The sequence below is a fragment of the Bacteroides parvus genome, from assembly GCF_017309675.2.
Lineage (GTDB): Bacteria > Bacteroidota > Bacteroidia > Bacteroidales > Bacteroidaceae > Bacteroides > Bacteroides uniformis.
In genome coordinates, this window is the sequence record NZ_CP084680.1 from 2,237,812 (window position 1) to 2,260,030 (window position 22,219).

At 43.2% G+C, this 22,219-nt stretch carries 19 protein-coding genes; 12 read left to right on the forward strand and 7 right to left on the reverse strand.

From position 1 onward, the window contains the following. The first annotated feature begins 4 nt into the window (after positions 1-4). From JXR92_RS08870 to JXR92_RS08895, 6 genes are all read left to right on the forward strand, one after another. Positions 5-1,117, forward strand: coding sequence for a SusE domain-containing protein (locus tag JXR92_RS08870; RefSeq protein WP_117601176.1), 1,113 nt, complete (start codon positions 5-7; stop codon positions 1,115-1,117). A gap of 30 nt (positions 1,118-1,147) precedes the next feature. Then, complete coding sequence (locus JXR92_RS08875) at positions 1,148-3,100, forward strand: SusF/SusE family carbohydrate-binding protein (RefSeq protein ID WP_206897496.1); 1,953 nt, start codon at positions 1,148-1,150, stop codon at positions 3,098-3,100. Between the two features lie 170 nt (positions 3,101-3,270). Then, complete coding sequence (locus tag JXR92_RS08880) at positions 3,271-4,560, forward strand: histidine-type phosphatase (RefSeq protein ID WP_138344752.1); 1,290 nt, start codon at positions 3,271-3,273, stop codon at positions 4,558-4,560. A 17-nt stretch (positions 4,561-4,577) separates the two neighbouring features. Further along, entirely contained in the window at positions 4,578-5,483 is a 906-nt protein-coding gene (locus JXR92_RS08885) for an alpha/beta hydrolase (RefSeq protein WP_117601179.1), read from the forward strand. A gap of 35 nt (positions 5,484-5,518) precedes the next feature. After that, the gene (locus JXR92_RS08890) at positions 5,519-6,664 is read left to right on the forward strand and encodes a ChaN family lipoprotein (RefSeq protein WP_165853593.1); all 1,146 of its coding nucleotides are present in this window, start codon (positions 5,519-5,521) and stop codon (positions 6,662-6,664) included. 120 nt (positions 6,665-6,784) lie between these two features. After that, the gene (locus JXR92_RS08895; protein WP_117601180.1) at positions 6,785-8,857 is read left to right on the forward strand and encodes an alpha-amylase family glycosyl hydrolase; all 2,073 of its coding nucleotides are present in this window, start codon (positions 6,785-6,787) and stop codon (positions 8,855-8,857) included. Positions 8,858-8,865: 8 nt separating this feature from the next. Here the strand turns inward: JXR92_RS08895 and JXR92_RS08900 are convergent, their stop codons facing one another. After that, entirely contained in the window at positions 8,866-9,849 is a 984-nt protein-coding gene (locus JXR92_RS08900; protein WP_117966283.1) for a GNAT family N-acetyltransferase, read from the reverse strand. A gap of 102 nt (positions 9,850-9,951) precedes the next feature. Here JXR92_RS08900 and JXR92_RS08905 point away from each other — a divergent pair, with 102 nt between their 5' ends. The 6 genes from JXR92_RS08905 to JXR92_RS08930 all read left to right on the forward strand — a co-directional run bounded on the left by JXR92_RS08905 (position 9,952) and on the right by JXR92_RS08930 (position 14,240). Further along, a complete protein-coding gene (locus JXR92_RS08905; protein ID WP_165853592.1) occupies positions 9,952-11,232 on the forward strand; it encodes a DUF4026 domain-containing protein in 1,281 nt (426 codons plus the stop codon). Between the two features lie 93 nt (positions 11,233-11,325). Further along, the gene (locus JXR92_RS08910) at positions 11,326-11,862 is read left to right on the forward strand and encodes a nitroreductase family protein (protein WP_005826354.1); all 537 of its coding nucleotides are present in this window, start codon (positions 11,326-11,328) and stop codon (positions 11,860-11,862) included. A 2-nt stretch (positions 11,863-11,864) separates the two neighbouring features. Continuing rightward, entirely contained in the window at positions 11,865-12,200 is a 336-nt protein-coding gene (locus JXR92_RS08915) for a hypothetical protein (RefSeq protein ID WP_022401668.1), read from the forward strand. Positions 12,201-12,204: 4 nt separating this feature from the next. Continuing rightward, on the forward strand, positions 12,205-13,002 hold the full coding sequence (locus JXR92_RS08920) for a Rossmann-like and DUF2520 domain-containing protein (protein ID WP_119961615.1): 798 nt from the start codon (positions 12,205-12,207) through the stop codon (positions 13,000-13,002). 79 nt (positions 13,003-13,081) lie between these two features. Next, the gene (locus JXR92_RS08925) at positions 13,082-13,612 is read left to right on the forward strand and encodes a KdsC family phosphatase (protein ID WP_005826358.1); all 531 of its coding nucleotides are present in this window, start codon (positions 13,082-13,084) and stop codon (positions 13,610-13,612) included. 46 nt (positions 13,613-13,658) lie between these two features. Beyond that, on the forward strand, positions 13,659-14,240 hold the full coding sequence (locus JXR92_RS08930; RefSeq protein ID WP_005835770.1) for a Maf-like protein: 582 nt from the start codon (positions 13,659-13,661) through the stop codon (positions 14,238-14,240). On the opposite strand, the gene JXR92_RS08935 is transcribed toward JXR92_RS08930, so the two are convergent. From JXR92_RS08935 to pheS, 6 genes are all read right to left on the reverse strand, one after another. Continuing rightward, positions 14,237-16,429 (reverse strand): tetratricopeptide repeat protein, encoded by a 2,193-nt coding sequence (locus tag JXR92_RS08935; RefSeq protein WP_138344754.1) that lies wholly within the window; start codon positions 16,427-16,429, stop codon positions 14,237-14,239. The two genes, JXR92_RS08930 and JXR92_RS08935, sit on opposite strands and share 4 nt — an antisense overlap. Before the next feature lie 81 nt (positions 16,430-16,510). Further along, positions 16,511-17,536 (reverse strand): porin, encoded by a 1,026-nt coding sequence (locus JXR92_RS08940; protein WP_022401664.1) that lies wholly within the window; start codon positions 17,534-17,536, stop codon positions 16,511-16,513. 76 nt (positions 17,537-17,612) lie between these two features. Then, complete coding sequence (locus JXR92_RS08945) at positions 17,613-18,872, reverse strand: phosphoglycerate kinase (protein WP_117601185.1); 1,260 nt, start codon at positions 18,870-18,872, stop codon at positions 17,613-17,615. Positions 18,873-18,960: 88 nt separating this feature from the next. Beyond that, on the reverse strand, positions 18,961-19,635 hold the full coding sequence (gene nth / locus JXR92_RS08950) for an endonuclease III (RefSeq protein WP_022401662.1): 675 nt from the start codon (positions 19,633-19,635) through the stop codon (positions 18,961-18,963). Next, positions 19,632-20,828, reverse strand: a complete 1,197-nt coding sequence (locus JXR92_RS08955) for an MFS transporter (protein WP_005826370.1) — start codon at positions 20,826-20,828, stop codon at positions 19,632-19,634. The genes nth and JXR92_RS08955 overlap by 4 nt, the downstream gene beginning before the upstream one ends. Before the next feature lie 106 nt (positions 20,829-20,934). Continuing rightward, complete coding sequence (gene pheS / locus JXR92_RS08960) at positions 20,935-21,969, reverse strand: phenylalanine--tRNA ligase subunit alpha (protein ID WP_117966232.1); 1,035 nt, start codon at positions 21,967-21,969, stop codon at positions 20,935-20,937. Between the last annotated feature and the right edge of the window lie 250 nt (positions 21,970-22,219).

The following is a 22,219-nucleotide window of genomic DNA, read 5'->3' on the forward strand; positions in this document are numbered from 1 at the left end:
CAATATGAGACTATTTAAAAATATAATGCTGTTTGCAGCAGTTGCGACAGCTCTATTCACTTCGTGTGAAACGGATGTGGATACACCTCAAATCAGTACTCCTGAGAGCTTTGTTGCTCCTGTGATCGGGCAGTGCAGTGATGTAATTGTAAATGCTGATAATTCAGCGAATGAGAATGTGATTTTTACTTGGACAGCAGCGGATTTCGGGCTTCCGGTCCAGATTCTTTATTCTGTATACTTGACTTCCGGTGAGAACTCTGCTTTATTGGGAACTTCTTCTACAACTTCCTATGCAATATCTAAGGGAGACTTAAATGGAGTTGTTATAAATAGTTTGGGGGTTGCTGCTAATGAAACAGCCACTGTGTCTGCTTATGTAACAGCTAAAATGTACGGAACAGATAATTATGAGCCTATTGCTTCTGCTGTTTCCAATAATTTTAGTGTAACGACTTATTCTGCACCATTGACTTCCCTCTATTTATGTGGTGAGTTTAGTGGAAGTTGGGATATTAACAACGCTCCGATTTTCTGGGAAACAACTGGTGGTTCCAATACTTATGTCTGTATGGCAGACTTCTCGAAGACTGCGGCAGGAGATGATGCCACACGCTCTTTCTTTAAGGTTGTAGCGCAGCAGGCTTGGAGTGGAGACAATTGGGGATATAATGATTTGAAACCTTCTTGGAATTGTCCGGAACAGGCTGATGCTAACTTGTCGTTACCACTTTCTGAAGGTAATATTTTTGAGATAACTGTAAATAAGACTGTGATGACGATTGATAAGAAAGCTATTGGCAATAAATTAGGTCTGACAGGTGATTTCAATAATTGGGGTGAGGGTAATCCTGATGCAATCTTTACTTATGACTATTTAAGTAGCAGTTGGAAGACTGAGCCTATTGCATTGGAAGCTGGTAAATCCATAAAAGTGCGTGTTGATGGTGCTTGGACCACAAATTGGGGGGCAACTGGCACAATGAGTACTGCTGTTGCCGGTGGATATGAACTAGAAGCAGGAAAAGATAATATCAGTGTACCGGAAACTGGTACTTATATAGTTGTGTTCCACGGTAACCGTACTCCTTATGTACTGGAACTTGTGAAGCAATAATAAAGTTTTAATCTTCAAAAATAAAGAGATATGATAAAATATTTAAAATATATGTTCATGGCAGCTATCATTATGATAGCTGCTACGGGATGTCAGGAAGATATTGAGGATACTTTTTCCAAGGAACCGGCAGCTCCTGAACTTGTGAATAATGGTACTATTCTGATGACCAAGAACACAATGTCAGAATCTATTACATGGGCATGGTCGGCTGCTCGTTTTATGAAAGGCGAAACCAGCTACACACTTTATGCGCAGTATGGTGATGCAACTCCAGTACAAGTAGGTTCTTCTACTAAAGGATTGTCTTTGACCTTGACAAAGAATGAATTCAAGACATTGTTAGGAGGTGTTCAAGGCATTCCGGAAAATGCATCTTTTGATTTGTCTTTCTATGTAGAGGCTACAGATGAGAATGGTGGATATAAATCAGCAGCACAATTGATGACTGTTTACTCGTATGGTGATGCTGTTTCTGCGGTGCTTACAGCAAATGCGGCTGATGTAATTCTTGACATCACAGCTCCTGCGGAAGAATTGCAGTTACTGACGTGGGAAGCTGCGCGTTTAGAGTATGGCGAGGCAATCACTTATAATGTTTATATCACCTATAATGGCGGTGAATTGACTGAAGTTGCAACAGGGTTAACCGAAACAGCTTGTTCTAAAACGGTGGATGAATGGAATGAATTGGTGGTAGCTTCAGGTGCGCCTGAAGCACAAGCCGCTGATGTGGAATTTATAGTAAAAGCTTATTCCGAAACTTATCCGGAAGGTATTCCTTCAGCTCCCTTGAGCATTAGTATTACTACTTATAAGGCTACTTATCCAGCATATCTGTTAATAAGTGGAACAGATAAGAAGCTCCCTCATAGTACAGTAACTAAGGGACTGTTTGACTGTTTTGTTAATTTGGAAAGTGGTGTCTCGTTTAAGTTTATTGACCAAGATACACAAACAGAATATGGTAGTGATGATGTTGAGACTACTACTGATGATAAGGGAAATGTTGTAACATCAGGTACTATTGGTAGTGGAGTTATAACAATCCCTGCTGGTTTATATCGTATCAGTGCGGATATCAAATTTGGTACTCTTCAGATTGTTAAAATTAATTCTATGGGAATGATAGGTGCTGCCACACCTAATGGATGGAATGCTGAACTGCCGATGGAATATGATGCAACCGCAAATACTTATTCTGTTGTTACAACATTGACTCAAGATGGAGAATATAAGTTCCGTGCGAATGACAATTGGGGATTTGCCATTGATAAGAATGGTGACTTCCGTGATGGCGGCGATAATATGGTATTTGAAAAGGAAACCGGTGAATATAAGGTTGTACTTGACGTGAATAGCCATCCTTATACAGCGAAAATATTAAGTACCTCATTCCCGGAAAAACTGTATCTTCCTGGAGCTCAAAACTGGAATGTACCCTTTACGTTATATTTAGGGGGTAATGGTGAAGGTAAATTTGAAGGTGGCGTCAATATGACAAGCAATGAGTGGAAGTTCTCTCCGGTTACAGATTGGGGACAAGACTTTGCTGGTACGATCGAATTGAATGAGGCTGGTTATGGGAAGGGAGTATATGGTGGCTCTGGTAATATTAATACTCCGGCGGGCTATTATTATATCCAAGTGGATATGACTACCGGTACTTTTGAAATGCAGCGCATTGATAAGGTTGGCTTGATTGGTTCTTTCAATGATTGGAAAGATGATGCAGTCTTTGTATATGATGCAGAAAAGAATGTATGGACGTTGTCGGATGTGACTCTTACAACTACCGATGAGTTTAAAATTCGTTTTAATGCTGCCTGGGATATGAACCGTGGTTGTGAGGTGGCCCTTACTCCTGGTACTAAAATACCAGTCAATCAAGATGGAAATAACATGAAGGTGGCTGAAGATGGTAACTATACTATAACAGTAGATATGTCAACTAATCCTAATACAATTACGGTTGTAAAATAAAGAATTTATACTGAGAGATATGAATTGAATCGGCTGTCTGAACACTACAATTAGGAATGTCATTTTGTCGAATATGTTATTATTCAAGATAGAGCAAGATGAACGTCGTAATGGAGTGATTAGACAGCCGATTCTGTGTTTATGGGTGTATTTTATTAAAATGAATTTGCATGAAAATGAGATTTGTCCTTGTCTGTGGATTGATATTGTCGGTTGTAACAAGTAAAGCCCAGACAGCCTTTGAAGAAATAAGTGCTGATCCCAATAAAAGCGCCAGTGTATATTATGCCTATCCTGAAATAAGTGAACAATATACTCTTCCTCCTGAAGGATATACCCCTTTTTATATTTCTCATTATGGGCGGCATGGATCTCGCTATCTTATTTCTGATTCTGAATACCAAACAGTAATGGAAATATTGGATAAAGCAGATGCTGTAGGTTTTCTGACAGATAAAGGGAAGAGTGTTCGTAGTAGGCTTGAAGTGGTTTGGAGAGATGCAGAGGGGTTGGGAGGGCAGCTTACTCCTTTGGGATATCGACAGCATCGTAGTATTTCTGAACGTATGTTTTATAATTTTCCGGATGTATTTAAAGGTAAACGGAAAATAAGTGCTTGCTCCACTGTTGTAATTCGTTGCGCATTGAGTATGGCTACTTTTTGTGAGACCCTTAAGGGGTTGAATCCTGAGTTACAATTTACTTATGGTTCAGGTGAACGCTATATGCGCTATTTGAATTATTGGAATGAGAATGCTCGTGAGTTTACTTCGGATGAGTCTGATTGGAGGAAAGATTATCATGAGTTTTGTAGAGAGCATATTCATCCGGAAAGATTGATGAGACTTTTGTTTTCAAACCAAAATTATGTGCAACAGCATGTCAATCAGGAGCAGTTGATGATGGGATTATATTGGATTGCATCAGATATTCAGAATACGGAATTAGACTTGTCCTTTTATGATATTTTTGAAAAAGAAGAGTTGTTTGATATCTGGCAGGTAAATAATTATAAGCATTATGTTTGTAATGGAACTTGTCCTTGGGGAAAGGAGATTGTACAAAGAACTTTTATTCCTTTACTTGAAAATATATTGGATTCTGCAAATGAAGCCATACAAAATGATGAAATGGCTGCTACATTGAGATTTGGACATGATGGAAATGTTATGCCATTGACCGGTCTTCTTCATTTGGAAGGGTGTTATGGAGAAGAAACCAATTCTGAAAACTTCTATAGAGTATGGAGTGATTATAAAATTGTTCCTATGGCTGCTAATGTACAAATTATTTTTTATCGAAAAAGAGGTACGGATAAAATAATTGTCAAGTTTATGTTGAATGAAAAAGAAACAACCATTCCAATAAAGAGTGAAATAGCTCCATTTTATTTTTGGAAAGATGTTGAAAAATTCTATCGTGATTATATTGGTTACTTATATAGAGATATAAAAAAATAGATTATATATCGTAGGTCATGAAAATAAGAACTTTATTTGTTTTATTCAGTTTTTTATTGTGTCAATGGAGTGTTGCACAACAAACTGTTTCATCTGGAAAACTCGTGGAGTATCCTCTGTTCAAATCGGCCATTGTAGCTCCTCGTGATGTTTTTGTTTGGCTTCCTTCAGATTATTCTCCAGAAAACAGATACGATGTCATTTATATGCATGACGGACAAATGCTTTTTGATGCTGCTTCCACTTGGAATAAAGTAGAATGGGGAGTGGATGAGGTTTTGGGAGAACTGTTGGAAGAGAAAAAGATAAGGCCATGTATTGTGGTTGGTATTGCTAATATCGCTCAAAGCAGGTATGAAGATTATTTCCCACAAAAAGCTTTGAAATATCTGCCTAATGGAAACATACCTGAAAACATTCACTTTAATGCGGACAATTATCTCCGTTTTTTAGTAGAGGAAGTCAAACCCTTTATTGATAAGGAGTATTCAACTAATAAGGGAGTAGAGCATACGTTTGTAATGGGTTCCAGTATGGGTGGGTTGATTTCTCTGTATGCAATATGTGAATATCCTGAGATTTTTGGTGGAGCAGCTTGCTTGTCTACCCATCTCACCATGATTATCAGTAGTACACAGCCTACTAAGGAGCAGACTGATTTGTGGTTTTCTGCTTTTGAAAGTTATCTTGCCGATCATTTGCCGAAAGCTAATAGCAGACTGATTTATATGGATAGGGGAGACGCGACATTGGATGCTTTTTATCCTCCTTATCAAGACAAATTGGATAAGCTGATGAAAGAAAAAGGATGGACCAAGCCTATGTGGATATCCAAGGTCTTTCCGGGAGCTGCGCATATAGAAACGGATTGGATGAAGCGTTTGGAATATCCGGTGAAATTTTTGATAGGAACTGAGAGATGATGATGAAAGGAATGTATTGTTTTTGATTTATAAGTATGATTCGTAAAGTTTTTAATTGTATTTTGTTTTGCCTGTTGTTTCTTTTGTTGCCATTGAGTGCGCAGGATAAAATTCAGGAGGTTGCCCTCGCCTATTTGCATGATGAGGCGATGTCGCCTGATGACTATCTGGTAGCCAAATTCCGGAAGGCAGATATTGTGTTATTAGCAGAAGACCATGGGGTGAAAGAAAATCTGGACTTTGTTTGTAATTTGATACCTAAGTTATACGAGAATAATATTGTACTGGGTATGGAGTTTGGGGCATACGAAGATCAGCGACGGTTGGATTCTCTAATCAATGCTCCGAAGTATGATGAGCAAGTGGCTCGCGAACTGATGTTCAATTATAATACCCGATGGGCGATTACTGAATATATGGAAATTTATAGGGCTGCATGGAAATGGAACCGTTCACTGCCCAAAGATGCAAGGAAATTCCGGATATTGAATATCAGTTATCATTATAACTGGCAGAAATTCTCCGGAGTTAGAACTCCGGAAAATATGCATGAGGTATTTCCATTGGGAAATACAGAAGACTTTCGGTGTGGATTGCTGGAACGGGAAGTTCTGGCGTCAGGACAGAAGATATTAGTATTGACCGGAACTCCCCATGCTTTTACTTTTTATCATTTTCCCTACTATGATTATACGTCTCCGGGTTATGTACGTTACGAACAGAATTTTCTTGGAAATTTGTTGTACTCTAAATATGGATCGAAAGTAGTTGCAATAGCTTTGCATCAACCTTTCCCGAACCGTTTAAACCGTCAGCCGGCATTACTTTCTCCTGCTTTAGGTAGATTGGAGGCCATAATGGGGAGGATGGACAATAAACCTATAGGGTTTGATTTAAAAGGTACACCTTTAGGTAAGTTGGATGATGATAGCTATTACTCAATGGGATATAATGATTTTACGTTGGCAGACTTATTTGACGGATATATATTCCTTAAGCCGATTAGTGGATTGTCCTCTTGTAGTATAGACTATAAGTTTATGGATGATACTAATTGGAATGAGGCTGTCAGCAATAATCCGGATCCGGATTGGCATCCTCGTCCCCAAACCAGGGAACAATATTGGGAGATGATAAAAGATTTCGTGGATATCAGAAGACGGTATACAGATGTTCAATAGATGTGTTTGGGAACTATGCAAACGTTTTCGTCCTTTAACTCCACTTTTTCATTATAGTCTGTCTATCAGCTATTTTATCTTCCTTATCTTTGAATCATAATAATTTGAAAATCTAATGATATGAAGACAATAAAGCTTCTTTCTTTTTTTTTATTTTGTGTGTTATCATTCTGCTTGGTAGCTTGCAGTGATGATAATGGTACTACACCAACGCCGGAACCGGAGCCGGAGCCAACGCCGTCAGAATGGACTGTGATAACTGCAACTCCTACAGATTGGGATGGGGAGAAACGTGCGGACATCTCTTATCAGTTACTGGTCTACTCCTTTTCCGATGGCGATGGTGACGGTTATGGCGATATTAATGGCTTAATTTCTAAACTGGATTATATAGATGCTTTGGGTGTGAAGGCTATTTGGCTTTCTCCTATTCATCCATCTCCTTCGTATCATGGCTATGATGTGACAGATTATACGAGGGTGAATCAGAAGTTCGGCACGGAAAGTGATTTTGACCGATTGGTTGCCGAGGCTCATAATCGGGGCATTAAAATTTATCTGGATTATGTCTTGAACCATACGAGTGTGGAGCATCCGTGGTTTTTGGCTGCAAAATCTTCTACTGACAGTGAATATCGCAATTACTACATATTCTCTCAAGACCCGGAAGCTGACATCAAGGCGGGAAAAATTGATATGATTTCCAGTGAAGGGGGAAACGGATATAATTCGGGAGAATGGTATTCTACGACAGCTTCAACAGATGTCGTAAGCGGATGTTATAAATTTGTACTCGATTGGTCGAATGCTTCAAAACCTACGGTGACGGTGAGCGTTGCAGAAAAGGCGGATACGGATAATACAGACCAGACAACTACTGGTGCCAAGTATCTTTATTATGGTGACCCTGCTGTTTGTAAGAAATTTTATGATAAGGGAAATGGTATTTATGAATTGACAGTGGACTTCTCTTCACCTTGGGGATTCTTGATTCGTACCAGCAATACAGATTGGGGCAACCATAAATATGGTGCTGCCTCTACCAGTACTCGTCTGAAATATGGCGAACCTTTTGCTTTAAAGCAAGGTGAGGATGCAGAAGATATTATGTTTGAGTCTATGAACCTATGGTATTATCACTCTCATTTCTATACAGCCTCCTTTGCCGACCTTAATTACGGTAAATTGTCTGATTTGAAAAGTTCTCCGGCATTCAAGGCTGTGGTCGCAGCAGCTAAGGGATGGATAGACCGTGGAGTAGATGGATTCCGTCTTGATGCAGTGAAACATATCTATCATAATGCTGGAGGTTCAGAAAATCCGACTTTCTTGAGAACTTTCTATGATGAACTGAATGCTTATTATAAACAGAAGGGTAAGACGGAAGACCTTTACATCGTGGGTGAAGTTCTTTCGGGTGCTAGTGAAGTAGCCCCTTATTATCAAGGGCTTCCCGCACTGTTTGAGTTTGACTTTTGGTATCGTTTGGAGTGGGCCATTAATAACAGTACGGGTTGTTACTTTGTAAAAGATATCATGAGCTATCAACAGCTTTATGCTGCTAACCGGACAGATTACATAGAAGCTACCAAACTTTCGAACCATGATGAAGATCGTACTGCTTCCAAACTGGGTAAATCCATTGATAAGGAGAAATTGGCGGCAGCTGTCTTACTGACCGGTCCGGGCGAACCTTATATCTATTATGGTGAAGAACTGGGACTCTATGGAATGAAGGACAATGGTGACGAGTATGTGCGCGGTCCGATGTTGTGGGGAGATAATACGGTGACTGCCTATACGGATAAGATAGACAAGGGGGTAGCTTCCAGCATAAAGTCTGTGGTGGAACAGCAGAATGATGAAAGTTCTCTGTTGAATGTTTATATTCGGTTTGCCAAACTACGTAATACTTATCCTTCATTGGCTGAAGGAAAGATGTCAAAACATGGCATTTACAATGAAAATAATACCACTGCCGGTAAGACTATTGCTGCTTGGTATATGACGAAGGATACAGAGAAAATGTTGGTAATACATAACTTTGGTGTCTCTGCCACTGAAATTACACTGACGGATAAGATAGAGAAAGCCGTCGGAGTAAATGGGGATATTCAGCAGAAGAAGGACGGTGATGACATTATGGTAAAAATGGGCGCATATAGCACTGTCGTATTTAAAATATCCCAATAAAGCCGTTTTTATTCATACATCTTTATCAGCACCCGATTCAGCCAGTTCCAACGGAAACGGAACCAGCGTCGGGTGCTGCTTTGTTTTCCTCCAAAGCGGAGAACGAACTCACGGTAGCCATGTTTACGGAAGGGAAGTCCCACATCCATGAACTCTAAGTGGCGGTATCCGCGTTGTTTGGCATCATCCAGTGCTTTCCATACAGCAAGAATACCCGGATATTGCAGGGCATAAGTCTTGCGCATGCCACCGGAGAACCACAGGTAGGCGCTATCATCTGAATAAATGCATGCACTGCCACCGATAATCTTCTCTTTATAAGTGACGATGAAGATTTTGCTTTGTTGCCCTTTTGTCAATTGGTTTTCGAGATGCTGAAAGAACTTGATGCTGGGGAAGTGGCGCCGTATCTTGGAAGAATATACGTGGCGCAACATCTGGGCAAAACAGAGAATCTCCTCTTTGGTACGTGCTTCCCGCACTTGGGCACCGTTTTTGAGGCCTTTCTTTATTTGCCGGATACGTGACGGGCTGAAACGCTCTTCCACCTTTTCGACGCTGTGCAGTGAGTTGCGCACCCGTAGCCAATTGATGGCGATGTATTGGTTGGCCCGGAAAGATTTGTATCCGAACATGGCATTTTCCAGGTTGCGGAACTCGATGAGAAAAGAATCGCGCAATGCTTCATTGGTAAGCCTTTGCAACATGTCACTGAAGATAGCCTCTTTGTCTGCCTCGTTGTCGAAATATTCTCCCATACCGTACACCTCACATCTTTTGATGATGCCGGGGGGAAACATGCGGATACTTTTACGTATGGCGGCAAGCAGTTTCGCAACGGGCTTGTCATCTTCAGATGCCACAATGAGTATGGGGGTATACCCCGGAGTTTCCTCGTAGATTCGGAACAACTCCGTGGAATGGAAGGTGTTGGTCCCCGGTAGGTCAGGAACCTTGCTCCCACGGTAATATGTAGTGAGTTTGAGGGGCATTGCTTGCAAACTTAACAAAAAAACTGAAATTTCGGTTGGCATGGGTAGGCTTTTTTATTAAATTTGTCACTATAGCTGAAGTCTTACATAAAAAGAATGGATATGATTTTTAAGAAAAAGAAAACGGTTCTCGAAGAACAGCCGCTGTGCTACTGGGAAGAGTCCTCTTATATGATGGCAGTGCCTAAGGAGGGTGGAATGGATTTGTCGGTACGGCTTTTTGAGCGCGTGGCTGCTATCTCTGGAGTGGAATTGTTGAAAAAACGTTTGCCTGATGAAGACGAACCGGGATATATGGAAGTAGGATATGATGGCGAAGTGTATGAAATAGGCTTCTATGAAGGTGATTTTTCAATGCCTGATATGTTTAATCGTCGGGATTATTATTTCACTGACGAAGAACTATATGCTATTGGCAGAGCCGATAGGGCACTTACGGTGTTCATGAAGTTCGGCGTTGACGGGCAGAAGTCCTACCATCTGCAACTGAAGATTGCTGTAGCTATGGTGCCCGACCTGCTTGCCATTGTGGACGAAAGTGCCGAGAAACTGGTTTGTGCTCGGTGGGCCACTCTAGCTGCCGACTCGGCGGTAGTTCCCGGAACGAGTGTTTTGTTTACGGTACATGCTGTGACTGATGAAGGAGGCGAGGTGTGGTTGCATACGCACGGATTGAACCGTTGCGGTTTGTATGAACTTGAGATTCTGAAATCAGACAAGGAGAATTACAACAACCATTATTACTTGATTTCCACCCTTGCCAGTCATCTGCTCGATAAAGACGATAGGACTCCCGAACCAGGTGCTGGCGTATATATCGGAATGTTGAATGACCGTTTGCCGATAGTGGCCACCTACGTTTCGTGGACAAAGGCGCTGGATGAGTACCGAAGCCTCGCTCTTGGCAGTGCGGACGACCGTGAGGAAGGACACAACGGCCGCACGGCACCCGTGTTCATCTATACGAGTGAGGACGACGAGAAAAAGGGCAGACTGCGGAAGGTGTCCGAATACGATAGCATGTGGGGTGAGAATCCACTATTCTTTATTAGTACCCGTGAGACCAATCGCATGAGTGCGTTGGCTCGCGAGCGTTTCGGTCTTGTGAAATACATGGCAAAGAAGGACGAAAGCTCTATCTTGCTTAAAATTGGCTTGAAGACAGACAGTGCCGAGCAGGCTGACGACCGCGAACATATTTGGTTTAAGCTGTTGGAGTTTGATGGAGAACGCTTCAAGGGACAGCTTATACAAGAACCTTACGACGTCAGCCACATGCACGAGGGTGATGAAGCGTGGTTTACGGTAGAGGATGTGACCGACTGGATAATCTATTTAGAGGAATTTTCGGTTGCTCCGGATACCGCCTATCTGCTTGTCTGATACAAAAGGAAGCGGGGAGAAGATTGTAAGGGCTTTTATTCGCCATTCCCGGATATTTTATCTAAATTTGCCTTCGCTAAACACGAATATGTTATGGAAAGTTTCAGTGAATTGATAAAAGCCCGCCGCAGCATGCGGAAGTTTACAGAAGAAGAATTGACACAAGAACAAGTCGTTACTTTGATGAAAGCTGCTTTGATGGCACCCACGTCGAAGCGTAGCAATGCATGGCAGTTTATAGTGGTAGACGAGAAGGATAAATTGAAGGAATTGTCCTATTGCAAGGAGCAGGCATCGCAGTTTATTGCCGATGCGGCATTGGCAGTAGTGGTTGTTGCCGACCCGTTGGCAAGCGATGTGTGGATAGAGGATGCCTCCATTGCCTCCATTTACCTGCAACTTCAGGCCGAAGATATGGGACTGGGAAGCTGCTGGGTGCAGGTGCGAGAACGTTTTACGGCTTCCGGTATGCCTTCAGGCGAGTATGTGCACGAGGTGCTGGATATTCCTTTGCAGCTGCAGGTGCTCAGTGTTATTGCTATCGGTCATAAGGGGATGGAGCGTAAGCCTTTCAATGAAGACAATCTGCAGTGGGAAAAGATACATATCAATAAATACGGAGGAAAGTAACAGTGAGTGCAGCAAAAGCAAACAATAACCGTGATACGTATAAGGCCACTGCCATCACACTGATTGTATTCGGTATTCTTTATTTGGTAGACAAATTGGTGCATTTCTCTGCAATCGGCTTGCCGTGGGTGATGAATAAGGATAATTTTCTGCTGTATACCGCAGTGATTTTTTTGCTGTTCAAGCATGACAAGTCGGTGGGATTGGTATTGATAGGCTTATGGCTGATATTGAACTTCGGATTGATAACGGCTTTGCTCGGTACGATGTCGGCTTATCTGTTGCCACTGGCATTGCTGGTATTAGGGGCTATTCTGTATTGGTTGGCAACAAGATAAGTGTATGGCGGGAAGAAGTATAGAAGATACGTCTATTGCCTTTATCGGTGCCGGAAATCTGGCTACTAATCTGGCAAAGGCTCTTTATTGGAAAGGGTTTCGTATTGTGCAGGTCTACAGTCGTACAAAAGAATCAGCGCAGGAATTGGCACAGACGGTGGAGGCGGTATATACCACGGATCTGCAGGCGGTTACGAAGGAGGCGCAGCTTTATATCGTTTCGCTGAAGGACGCGGCTTTTGTGGAATTATTACCCCAGATTGTTTCTGGAAAGGAGAATGCTTTATGGGTGCATACAGCCGGCAGTATTCCTATGAATATTTGGCAGGGGCATGTTGCGCGTCATGGAGTGCTTTATCCGATGCAGACTTTCAGTAAGCAGCGTGAAGTGGATTTTGGACAGATACCGTTTTTTGTGGAAGGCAACTCGGAAGAGGATGTGCGGCTTCTGAAGGATATTGCCTCAGCCCTATCGGAAAAAGTGTATGAAGCAAGTTCTGAGCAGCGCAAAAGTTTGCATCTGGCGGCTGTGTTTACGTGCAATTTTACCAATCACATGTATGTGTTGGCTGCTGAACTGCTGAAAAAGTACGGGTTGCCGTTCGAGGCAATGCTCCCCTTGATAGACGAGACGGCCCGTAAGGTGCATGAGCTGGAACCGCTTGCCGCACAGACAGGACCGGCTGTGCGCTATGATGAGAATGTCATTGACGAGCATCTGCGGATGCTTGCCGATGAGCCGCAAATGCTGGAACTATATCGGGAGATTAGCGAGAATATACATCGGTTGGCAATAAGATAACCGGACGCCGATGCTTGCCTCTTTTGAACGAATGTTTTGCTGTATATAGGTATATTATAATGAACAAGAAAAAAGTGCAATGAGTACCATAAACTATGATTTGAAAAAGATAAAAGCCCTTGTTTTTGATGTGGACGGTGTGCTGAGTGCCAATGTTATCCCTATGAGTTCAGAGGGTGAACCTCTGCGTACGGTCAACATAAAGGATGGTTATTCCCTGCATTTAGCTGCTAAGCAAGGGGTGTTGCTGGGTATAATTACGGGTGGACGTACAGAAGCGGTCCGCAAGCGTTTTACTTCTTTAGGTTTTGAGGATGGAAATATCTATATGGGTTCTTCTGTTAAAATCCATGATTACCATGACTTCCGTGACCGTCATGGCTTGAAGGACGAGGAAATATTGTATGTAGGTGATGATATTCCCGACTTGGAGGTGATGCGTGAGTGTGGTTTGCCGTGTTGTCCTAAGGATGCTGTGCCTGAGGTAAAGGCTGTGGCTCGCTATATTTCGTATGCAGAAGGCGGTTATGGCTGTGGTCGCGACATTGTGGAACAGGTATTGAAAGTGCAAGGGCTTTGGATGGCAGATGAAAAAGCTTTCGGTTGGTAGTTGTTTCAATCGTTAAATTGTAAATCGTCAAATCGTAAATGACATGATGTTAGATAATCTGAAAAAATATAAGGTGATTCTCGCCTCCAATTCTCCGCGAAGGAAAGAATTGCTGGCTGGTTTGGGAGTGGAATATGAAGTAAGAACTTTGCCCGATGTGGATGAATCTTATCCCGAGACATTGCGGGGAGCGGATATTCCTCTCTACATATCCAGGGAAAAGGCGGATGCCTACCGTGATATGATGCATCCGGACGAATTGATGATTACGGCAGATACCATTGTCTGGCTGGATGGACAAGTTCTCGGAAAGCCCAAGAATAGGGAAGAAGCCATGCAGATGTTGCGCGACATGTCCGGACGTACCCATGAAGTGTTTACCGGTGTGTGCATCACTACTACTGAGTGGCAACGCAGTTTTGCAGCGGCAACAGAAGTGCGTTTTGCTAAACTTAGCGAAGAGGAAATTGCCTATTATGTGGACAAATACCAACCCATGGATAAAGCCGGAGCTTATGGTGTACAAGAGTGGATTGGATTCATTGGGGTGGAAAACATATCCGGGAGTTACTATAATATAATGGGGCTCCCCGTACAGAGACTGTACAGGGAGTTGTTGGAGATCTAAACCAGATCCATCATTAGAGGGATATCTTTTTCACTGATTCCTTGTCTGACAAGTGTTTCTTTGTCTTTACCGAACATTTCTCTAAAAATCTCCTGCCCGCCATATTCCAAAGCTGCTTTACTGTAAAGTTCTGCAGCTTTTTCTATTTTGCCCGTTCTCCAAGCAACATGTCCGGCATTGAGATAGTCTGCCGCGAGTGGTTTGGAGGTGAGTATCTTTTCGTAATACTTCATTGCTTGCTCATACTTGCCGTTGACAAACGAACACCAGCCTATAGCACGCCATGCTTTGATACAATTGCTTTCGATGAAATCAAGCTTGAAGAAATATTGCAGAGCCTCTTCATATCTTTCCAGTTCGGCAAGGCAGCTTCCGGCGTAGAAAAGGACATTATGGCTTTCCGGCTGGATTGCCTCCACTTTCTTATAGTATTCCAGTGCAGAGGCAAAGTCCCTTATCTGCCGGTAGCACGTAGCGAGATGGCGGATTGTCCAGACATGGTCGGGCTTTAGTACATCGGCTTTCAGGTAGGCGTCTATCGCTTCCTTATACCTCTTTTCCTTTTGCAGGCAATAGCCAGCCTTTTGGAAAATGTCTGCATTTGCATGGTTCAAGGCTATCAATTCCTTATAAAGCTCCAATGCTTCTGCCGGGTGTTCTTTGCGGAAGTGGAAGTCGGCGATGGTAATCAGCAGCTCGGGTTTGCACAGAATCTCTTTGAGTGCCGGGATACGGTGCAGGGCAATCTCTTCCTTGAAGATGTCACGGAACTCGTGTCTGCGCTGGCTTAATTTGAAGAAACGGTATAAGTCGTGGACATACTGGTTGCTGATGACATCCGGTCGTTCGGCATACTGCCGCAAAGCGGAGGATTTGCTTTCGTCCATGAGTGCATCCAGATCCTGAGAAGTCATCTGGCTGAGCATCATCGTACGCTGTGACTGTGGTATATGTGCCATTGTAAAGCAAAGGGAATATTTGTCACTATTGCAGAAGAAACCGGATTGGAGGATAAGGGAGAGGATGGCATTGTCTCCGGTAGGCTTGAATCCGAATTCCTTGATGATGCTGGAGTGATGCATGTCGAACGGATAGAACCAGTTGTACGGTTCCTTAAAGAACGGATAAGTCTTGAGTTGTGCAAACGTACTCATATAGACGTCAGCGCCTTCCAGCTGTAATTCGTTCATCTCTCGTATCTTGTCTCCCAGTCCGGAACTTTCAAAAGCTTTCTCCCAATCTGGATTAAGATCGTTTTCCTCAGGGTTCTCTTCAAAACCGAATTTCATGTTGCGCATGATGTTCACATTCCTCATCATTTCCGGAATGATTTCTTCACGCATCTTCTTGTCTATCTTTTCCGTTTCCTGGCTACGGAGCAGCTCGATATAAATACGGTTCAGTTGCTTGCCGAAACTGCTGTCTTCATTGAGCAGGGAAAGGCGGGCTGTCAATTCGGGATAAAGCGACAGACGGGTGGGATGAAAAAGAAGTGCGAAAGCGATACCTACCAAAGCCCGTTGGTTTACTTGCGTATTTGCATGCGTTACGGCGTCCAGCAACCATGAGAATTTACGGGTATCAAAGCACTCCATCAGACTGAGCATGACGGCACTGGTGAACAGGCACAAATCATTGACGGGAAGCATTTCTGATTCCAGTAATCCTTTAGCTTGCTGTTCGTCTTCTGTAGACCAGTCGCTGTTGCTCCATGTGGAAAGAAAAAGGACCTGGGCGGTTTGTTCGTGCCGTTGAAGTAGGGCGTCCAGACCTTGGTTGTCCGGCATCAGCTGACAAACGGCCAAGTCATCAGGGAAAGATTCCAATACCTTCTGTAGTGCGGCAATATTGTATTCTTTGGGGAGGCGTTCCCGGTTATTGCGCAGGGAATGGTAATAGTGCGTGGAAACTCCGTCAAGGAGAGACAGACGTGCCTGGTCAGCGACTTCCCAAGTTTCGGTCAGAATTTGACGATATAGTTTCTGACGTTCAGGATCGTCGATTCCTTGGCGCATGTATTGCAGCATATACTGATAGGATGTTTGTGCTTGTTCCAAACGGTTACGGAGTGGCCAGTCACCGCTGTTCCAAAGAAAGGCTTCCAGTTGGGATTGCGCTTCCTTCAGCCGTTGCTGCTTGAGTAGAGCGACAATATGCTGATATTGCTCTTGTATGGCTTGTTCGTTCATAAATCAGTATCTTTTGAGGTATGTATTCTACAAAACTACAAAAAGAATGCCAAAAAGTTCGGAATTTCTCATTTTTCATTTTTAGAAACGAACTTGCAACTGGGCTTGAAGCAGGTTTGAATTCTCTCCTTTATGGCGGTTACAGTATGTGTATTGGGCTTGCAGACGGCATTTGGGATAGAACCAATACTGTACACCTGCTACATAATTGGTCTGTTTATCGGAAATAGTTTTATTTTTGTTGAAATAGTCATAAGAGGCTATTACGTCAAATTTGGGAAGCACATGGGCAGATACGGTTGCATAGTAACCATCACTTTTAACGTGTCCGTCTTTTCCAGCCAAGTATTCTGTACGTACATCTACGGATTTTGTTTTGATGGTAGCACCTGCCGACCAGCGGTTTCGGGCGTAATTCTCTCCTATGGCTATATCCGGATTAATGGAAGAAACGGCTACGGCGCATCCTTTTCCTTTAACAAAAGAACCGCCGACGGACAACCATTTCAATGGATGTACCATAAGGCTGCCTACAATGTCTTTTTGATTGTTTTTGTCTTTTAGGTTGATGCCTTGTCCGTTCATGATGGCAAGGTTATAAGTCATCAAAGAGTTAAACAAGTCTCCATAAATTAGTAATCCCATATCACGACCGCTTGCAGAGCCATACAAGGGATCACTGCCATTGATACCGGCCAGGTAATTGACAGCTTGAGAATAACAGTTTATTAATTCGACAAAGCAGGGAGACATTGGGTTCTCAATGGTATACATGGTTTTGAACTGTCCGATACGTGCTGTGAGTTGAGGGAGAAAACGGTATTCCGTGTAGGCTTCCAAGATTTTCCCGGTATTGGCAAAGCTGTACATGAAGTAAGCCGACCATTTATCGGTGATTTTACCGCGTGCCATAAAGATAACTCTCTTTATATCAAAAGTATTGCTGGTACCTTCGCCCGCATCATCGTATGTATATCCCACTTGGGCATAGCCGGAGAGGGAAATGCGGTCTTTTAAAGTGTTGACTACATCATTCAGACAAGCATTTTGTGCTTTCAGGATGCATGTGGCTGATAAAAGGATGCAGGATAGTAGAATTCGTCTCATTATTAGGGATAAGGATAGTATAAAAAAGGCAACCCTTTTTTCAAAGAGCTGCCTTTGGATGTTATTTTACTTGTTTTTATTCGTTGATAGCAGCGATACCCGGAAGAATCTTTCCTTCGATTGCCTCAAGCAATGCACCACCACCGGTAGATACGTAAGACACGCCGCTTGCCAAGCCGAACTTGTTGACACAAGCTACAGAGTCACCGCCACCTACGAGTGAGAAAGCACCGTTCTTGGTAGCTTCTACGATAGCTTCGCCTACAGCACGTGAACCGTGAGTGAAGTTCTCGAATTCGAATACACCCGTCGGACCGTTCCAAAGGATAGTCTTGGAGTTCTTGATGACATCTGCAAAGATCTTTTCAGTCTCAGGACCGATATCAAGACCTTCCCAACCGTCAGGAATTTCGTCAACCGGGCAGAACTTGGTGTTGGCATCGTTGGAGAAAGAATCTGCAATCTTGGCATCAACAGCTAAAACAAGGTTTACGCCTTTTTCTTTTGCTTTCTTCATCAGGTCAAGAGCCAAATCCAGTTTGTCATCTTCGCAGATAGAAATACCGATTTTGCCGCCCATAGCTTTAGTGAAAGTATAAGTCATACCGCCGGCAATAATCAGGTTGTCTACCTTGTTCAGCAGGTTTTCAATGATCTCAATCTTAGAAGAAACCTTGGAACCACCCATGATGGCGGTAAACGGACGTTGGATATCGTTCAAAACTTTATCAACAGCCTTTACTTCTTTTTCCATCAGGTAACCGAACATCTTGTTGTCCTTGTCGAAATATTTAGCGATCAATGCAGTAGAAGCGTGTGCACGGTGAGCGGTACCGAAAGCGTCGTTTACATAGCAATCTGCATAAGAAGCCAATTTCTTGGTGAATTCTTTCTGGCTTTCCTTAACAGCAGCTTTGGCAGCCTTCTTTTCTTCGTCTGTAGCATCTTCAGCCAAACCGCGGGGTTTGCCTTCCTCTTCAGCGTAGAAACGGAGGTTCTCGAGCAACAACACTTCACCCGGTTGCAGAGCGGCAGCCTTTACGGCAGCTTCTTCGCCCATGCAGTCGTTAGCAAATTGCACCTCAACACCCAACAACTCTTCGAGATGCTTCAGAATGTGCTTCAAAGAGAACTTGTCAGCCGGGCCTTTCGGACGACCGAGGTGAGAACCGATAATTACACTGCCGCCATCGGCCAAAATCTTCTTCAGTGTAGGAAGAGCGGCACGCATACGGGTATCATCTGTAATGTTGAAGTTTTCGTCCAAGGGTACGTTGAAGTCCACACGAACGAATGCCTTTTTTCCGGCAAAGTTAAATTGATCAATTGTCATAATACTCTATTTTATTTAAAAGTGTTATTAAATTCTTTTTAGTGAGCGCAAAGTTAGCATTTATTTCTTTTTTTTGCTATGAAACCGTTGTTTATTCTTTGTCTTTGCCGTTCTCTTTGCTAACTTTATATTTCTGGCAGTAATATTTGCACATTAATTGCAAACCGCAGGTATCACATTGTGGAGTACGTGCCTGGCATACATAGCGACCGTGCAGGATAAGCCAGTGGTGAGCTATGGGGATATCTGCTTCCGGTATATGTTTTACCAATTCTTTTTCGACACTGAACGGAGTTGTACATTTATCTGATACCAGGCCCAGGCGATGGCTGACGCGGAACACGTGTGTGTCTACCGCCATAGCCGCTTTATTGAAAACAACGGATTGGATGACATTGGCTGTTTTGCGGCCTACGCCGGGCAGTTTTACCAGTTCTTCAAGGGTATCGGGTACCTCACTGTTGAATTCTTTCACCAACATCTGTGCCATGCCTACAAGATGTTTGGCTTTGTTGTTGGGATAGGAGACGCTGCGGATATATTCGTATACCACGTCGGGAGTAGCAGCGGCGAGTGCTTCGGGAGTAGGGAAGTCCCGGTAAAGGGCGGGGGTAATCATATTGACGCGTTTGTCCGTACATTGTGCAGAGAGAATAACTGCTATCAACAGCTCGAACGGATTGTCATAATGCAACTCTGTTTCGGCTACGGGAACGTTCTCCCTAAACCAAGCAAGGATTTTTTCATAACGCTCTTTCTTTCTCATCTTAATTTGTTTTTATGATAGTGAGGAGATACTTTCAGATTGAAATAGAAGATGGAGATAACCGTGAGGCAGGCTCCGAAAAAATATGCCATATCGAATGAGGTAATCTGTGCGATATAACCTCCTGCTGTCAGACCTATACCAATGCCTACATCCCATGAAGTCAGGTAGGTAGAGGTGGCTGTTCCGCGCTGGTTGTTGGGGGCCAGGTTTACGAACAGCGTATTGAAGGCGGGGAACATCGTCCCGAAGCCTACTCCCAATAGGAGGGCAACCATAAAAAACAATATGTTTGTCAGTTCCGGGACGGTCTTCATCAGTAGTCCGCAAGCGGATAATATGAAGAAACAGCTACATACCAGATATAGTCCTAAAGTTATGACTTGGGTGATACGTCCTTTATCCACTTGTTTGCCGGAGAACATACGGGACACTGCCATGCCGACGGCCATAAAAGTAAAAAACAATCCGGAATTCAAGGTAATTCCTATTTCTTTGGCATACATGGCTACATAAGTGCTTGTCATGCCATATGGTATGGAGAGCAGTAGCAGTGCGATTCCTGCCGGGATACCTTTCAGCAGCACAAAGCGGTCCAATGAGATAGGTTCTCGTTTGACAGGTTGTTTGGGTGGGGTCTTGACGAGGCATGCGGCAACAAAACCGATAGTTCCTGATATGAGCGAGCAGGCAAAAATCGTTTCAAAGGAATATATGTCATGCATGAAAAGACCAATCATCGGGCCGAAGCTCATGGCTGTATTGTTCATCAGTCCATAATATCCTACGGCTTCGCCGCGACGGGACGAAGGGGTAATGTCAATCACAATTGTATTTCCCGCTACGGTCACCATTCCAAATGCAAGGCCGTGGACAACCCGCAACATGATGAATAAAGATAGGACTCCCGCTAACATGTAACCTGCGAAAATGGTGATAAAGATGAAGTATGCCACCAGATAAAGAGGCTTGCGGGCTAGCGTGTCGAGCAGGTATCCCGAGAACGGGCGTATGCAGAGCGAGGCAATGGTGTAGCATGACAAGATGACACCCACTGCTGCATTTCCGGTATGGAATACCTCAGTCAGGTAGAATGGAAGAACCGGTAGTATCAGATAAAAGGCAAAATACAAAAGGAAATTGGCAGCCAGGATAAGGCAATAGCCGGAAGTTACAAGTTTGTCTTTTGCCATAGCGAAAAATAGTGGTTAGCGATGAGTGGTTAGTGATGAGTGATTAATGATATGCTGAAAATGCGCAACTTATTAATCACTAATCACTAGCCGTTATTCACTATATTTAGTAAGCGCTCTCGAATTCTTTCAGAAAGCGTGTGTCATTTTCAGAGAACATACGAAGGTCTTTCACCTGGTATTTCAAGTTGGTGATGCGTTCTATACCCATACCCAGGGCATATCCGCTATACACTTTGCTGTCTATTCCGTTCAGCTCCAATACATTCGGATCTACCATACCGCATCCCAGAATTTCTACCCAACCCGTATGCTTGCAGAAAGGACAGCCCTTACCGCCGCAGATATTACAGCTGATGTCCATTTCGGCACTCGGTTCGGTGAAAGGGAAGTAGGAAGGACGTAGACGAATCTTGGTGTCACTGCCGAACATCTCTTGAGCAAAGAGCAATAAGGCCTGTTTCAAGTCAGTGAAAGACACATTGCGATCTACGTATAAGGCTTCTACCTGGTGGAAGAATGCGTGTGCACGGTAGCTGATGGCCTCATTACGGTATACACGTCCCGGACAAAGTACGCGGATAGGAGGCTGCGTGGTCTCCATAACACGGCTTTGCACGCTGGATGTGTGTGTGCGAAGAATGATGCTGTGCGATACGTTTTCTGTATCATTTTCGATGAAGAATGTATCCTGCATGTCGCGTGCCGGATGGTCTTCGGCAAAATTCATGGAGGAGAATACGTGCCAGTCGTCTTCCATTTCCGGTCCATCGGCGATATTGAATCCCATACGGGCAAATATATCGATGATTTCGTTTCTCACGATGGAAAGCGGATGGCGGGTTCCTAATTCTATCGGGTAGGCTGAACGAGTCAAGTCAATATCGTCACAACCAGTATCCTGGCTTTCGAACTGTTCCTTCAAGGCGGCAATCTTTTCTTGTGCTTTGTTTTTCAGTTCGTTCAAGCGCATACCCACTTCTTTTTTCTGTTCGGCGGCTACATTGCGGAAATCTGCCATCAAGTCATTGATGGCTCCTTTTTTGCTGAGGTATTTGATGCGGAGTGCCTCTAATTCCTCGGGGTTAGCGGCTTTCAGTGCCTCTACTTCCTGCAGAAGCTGATTGATTTTAGCTATCATATCGTTGTTATCTTATTTATTTTCTAAGTTAAAAACGGTGCAAAGATACAATATTATCATTGTTTTGCCGCCAATTGGGGAAGATTATTTGGTGTCAGTGGTACAAAATTTCATGTGAAGAAGCAATGATAAAGGATTGGAGAAAAAATAATAATATATAAAAGTCTTCATATTGTTTATGGAAAAAACATAAATGAGCGTTGTTTAGTGACTTTTAAAATATACTTTTTGTATCTTTGCGCCCCGTTTA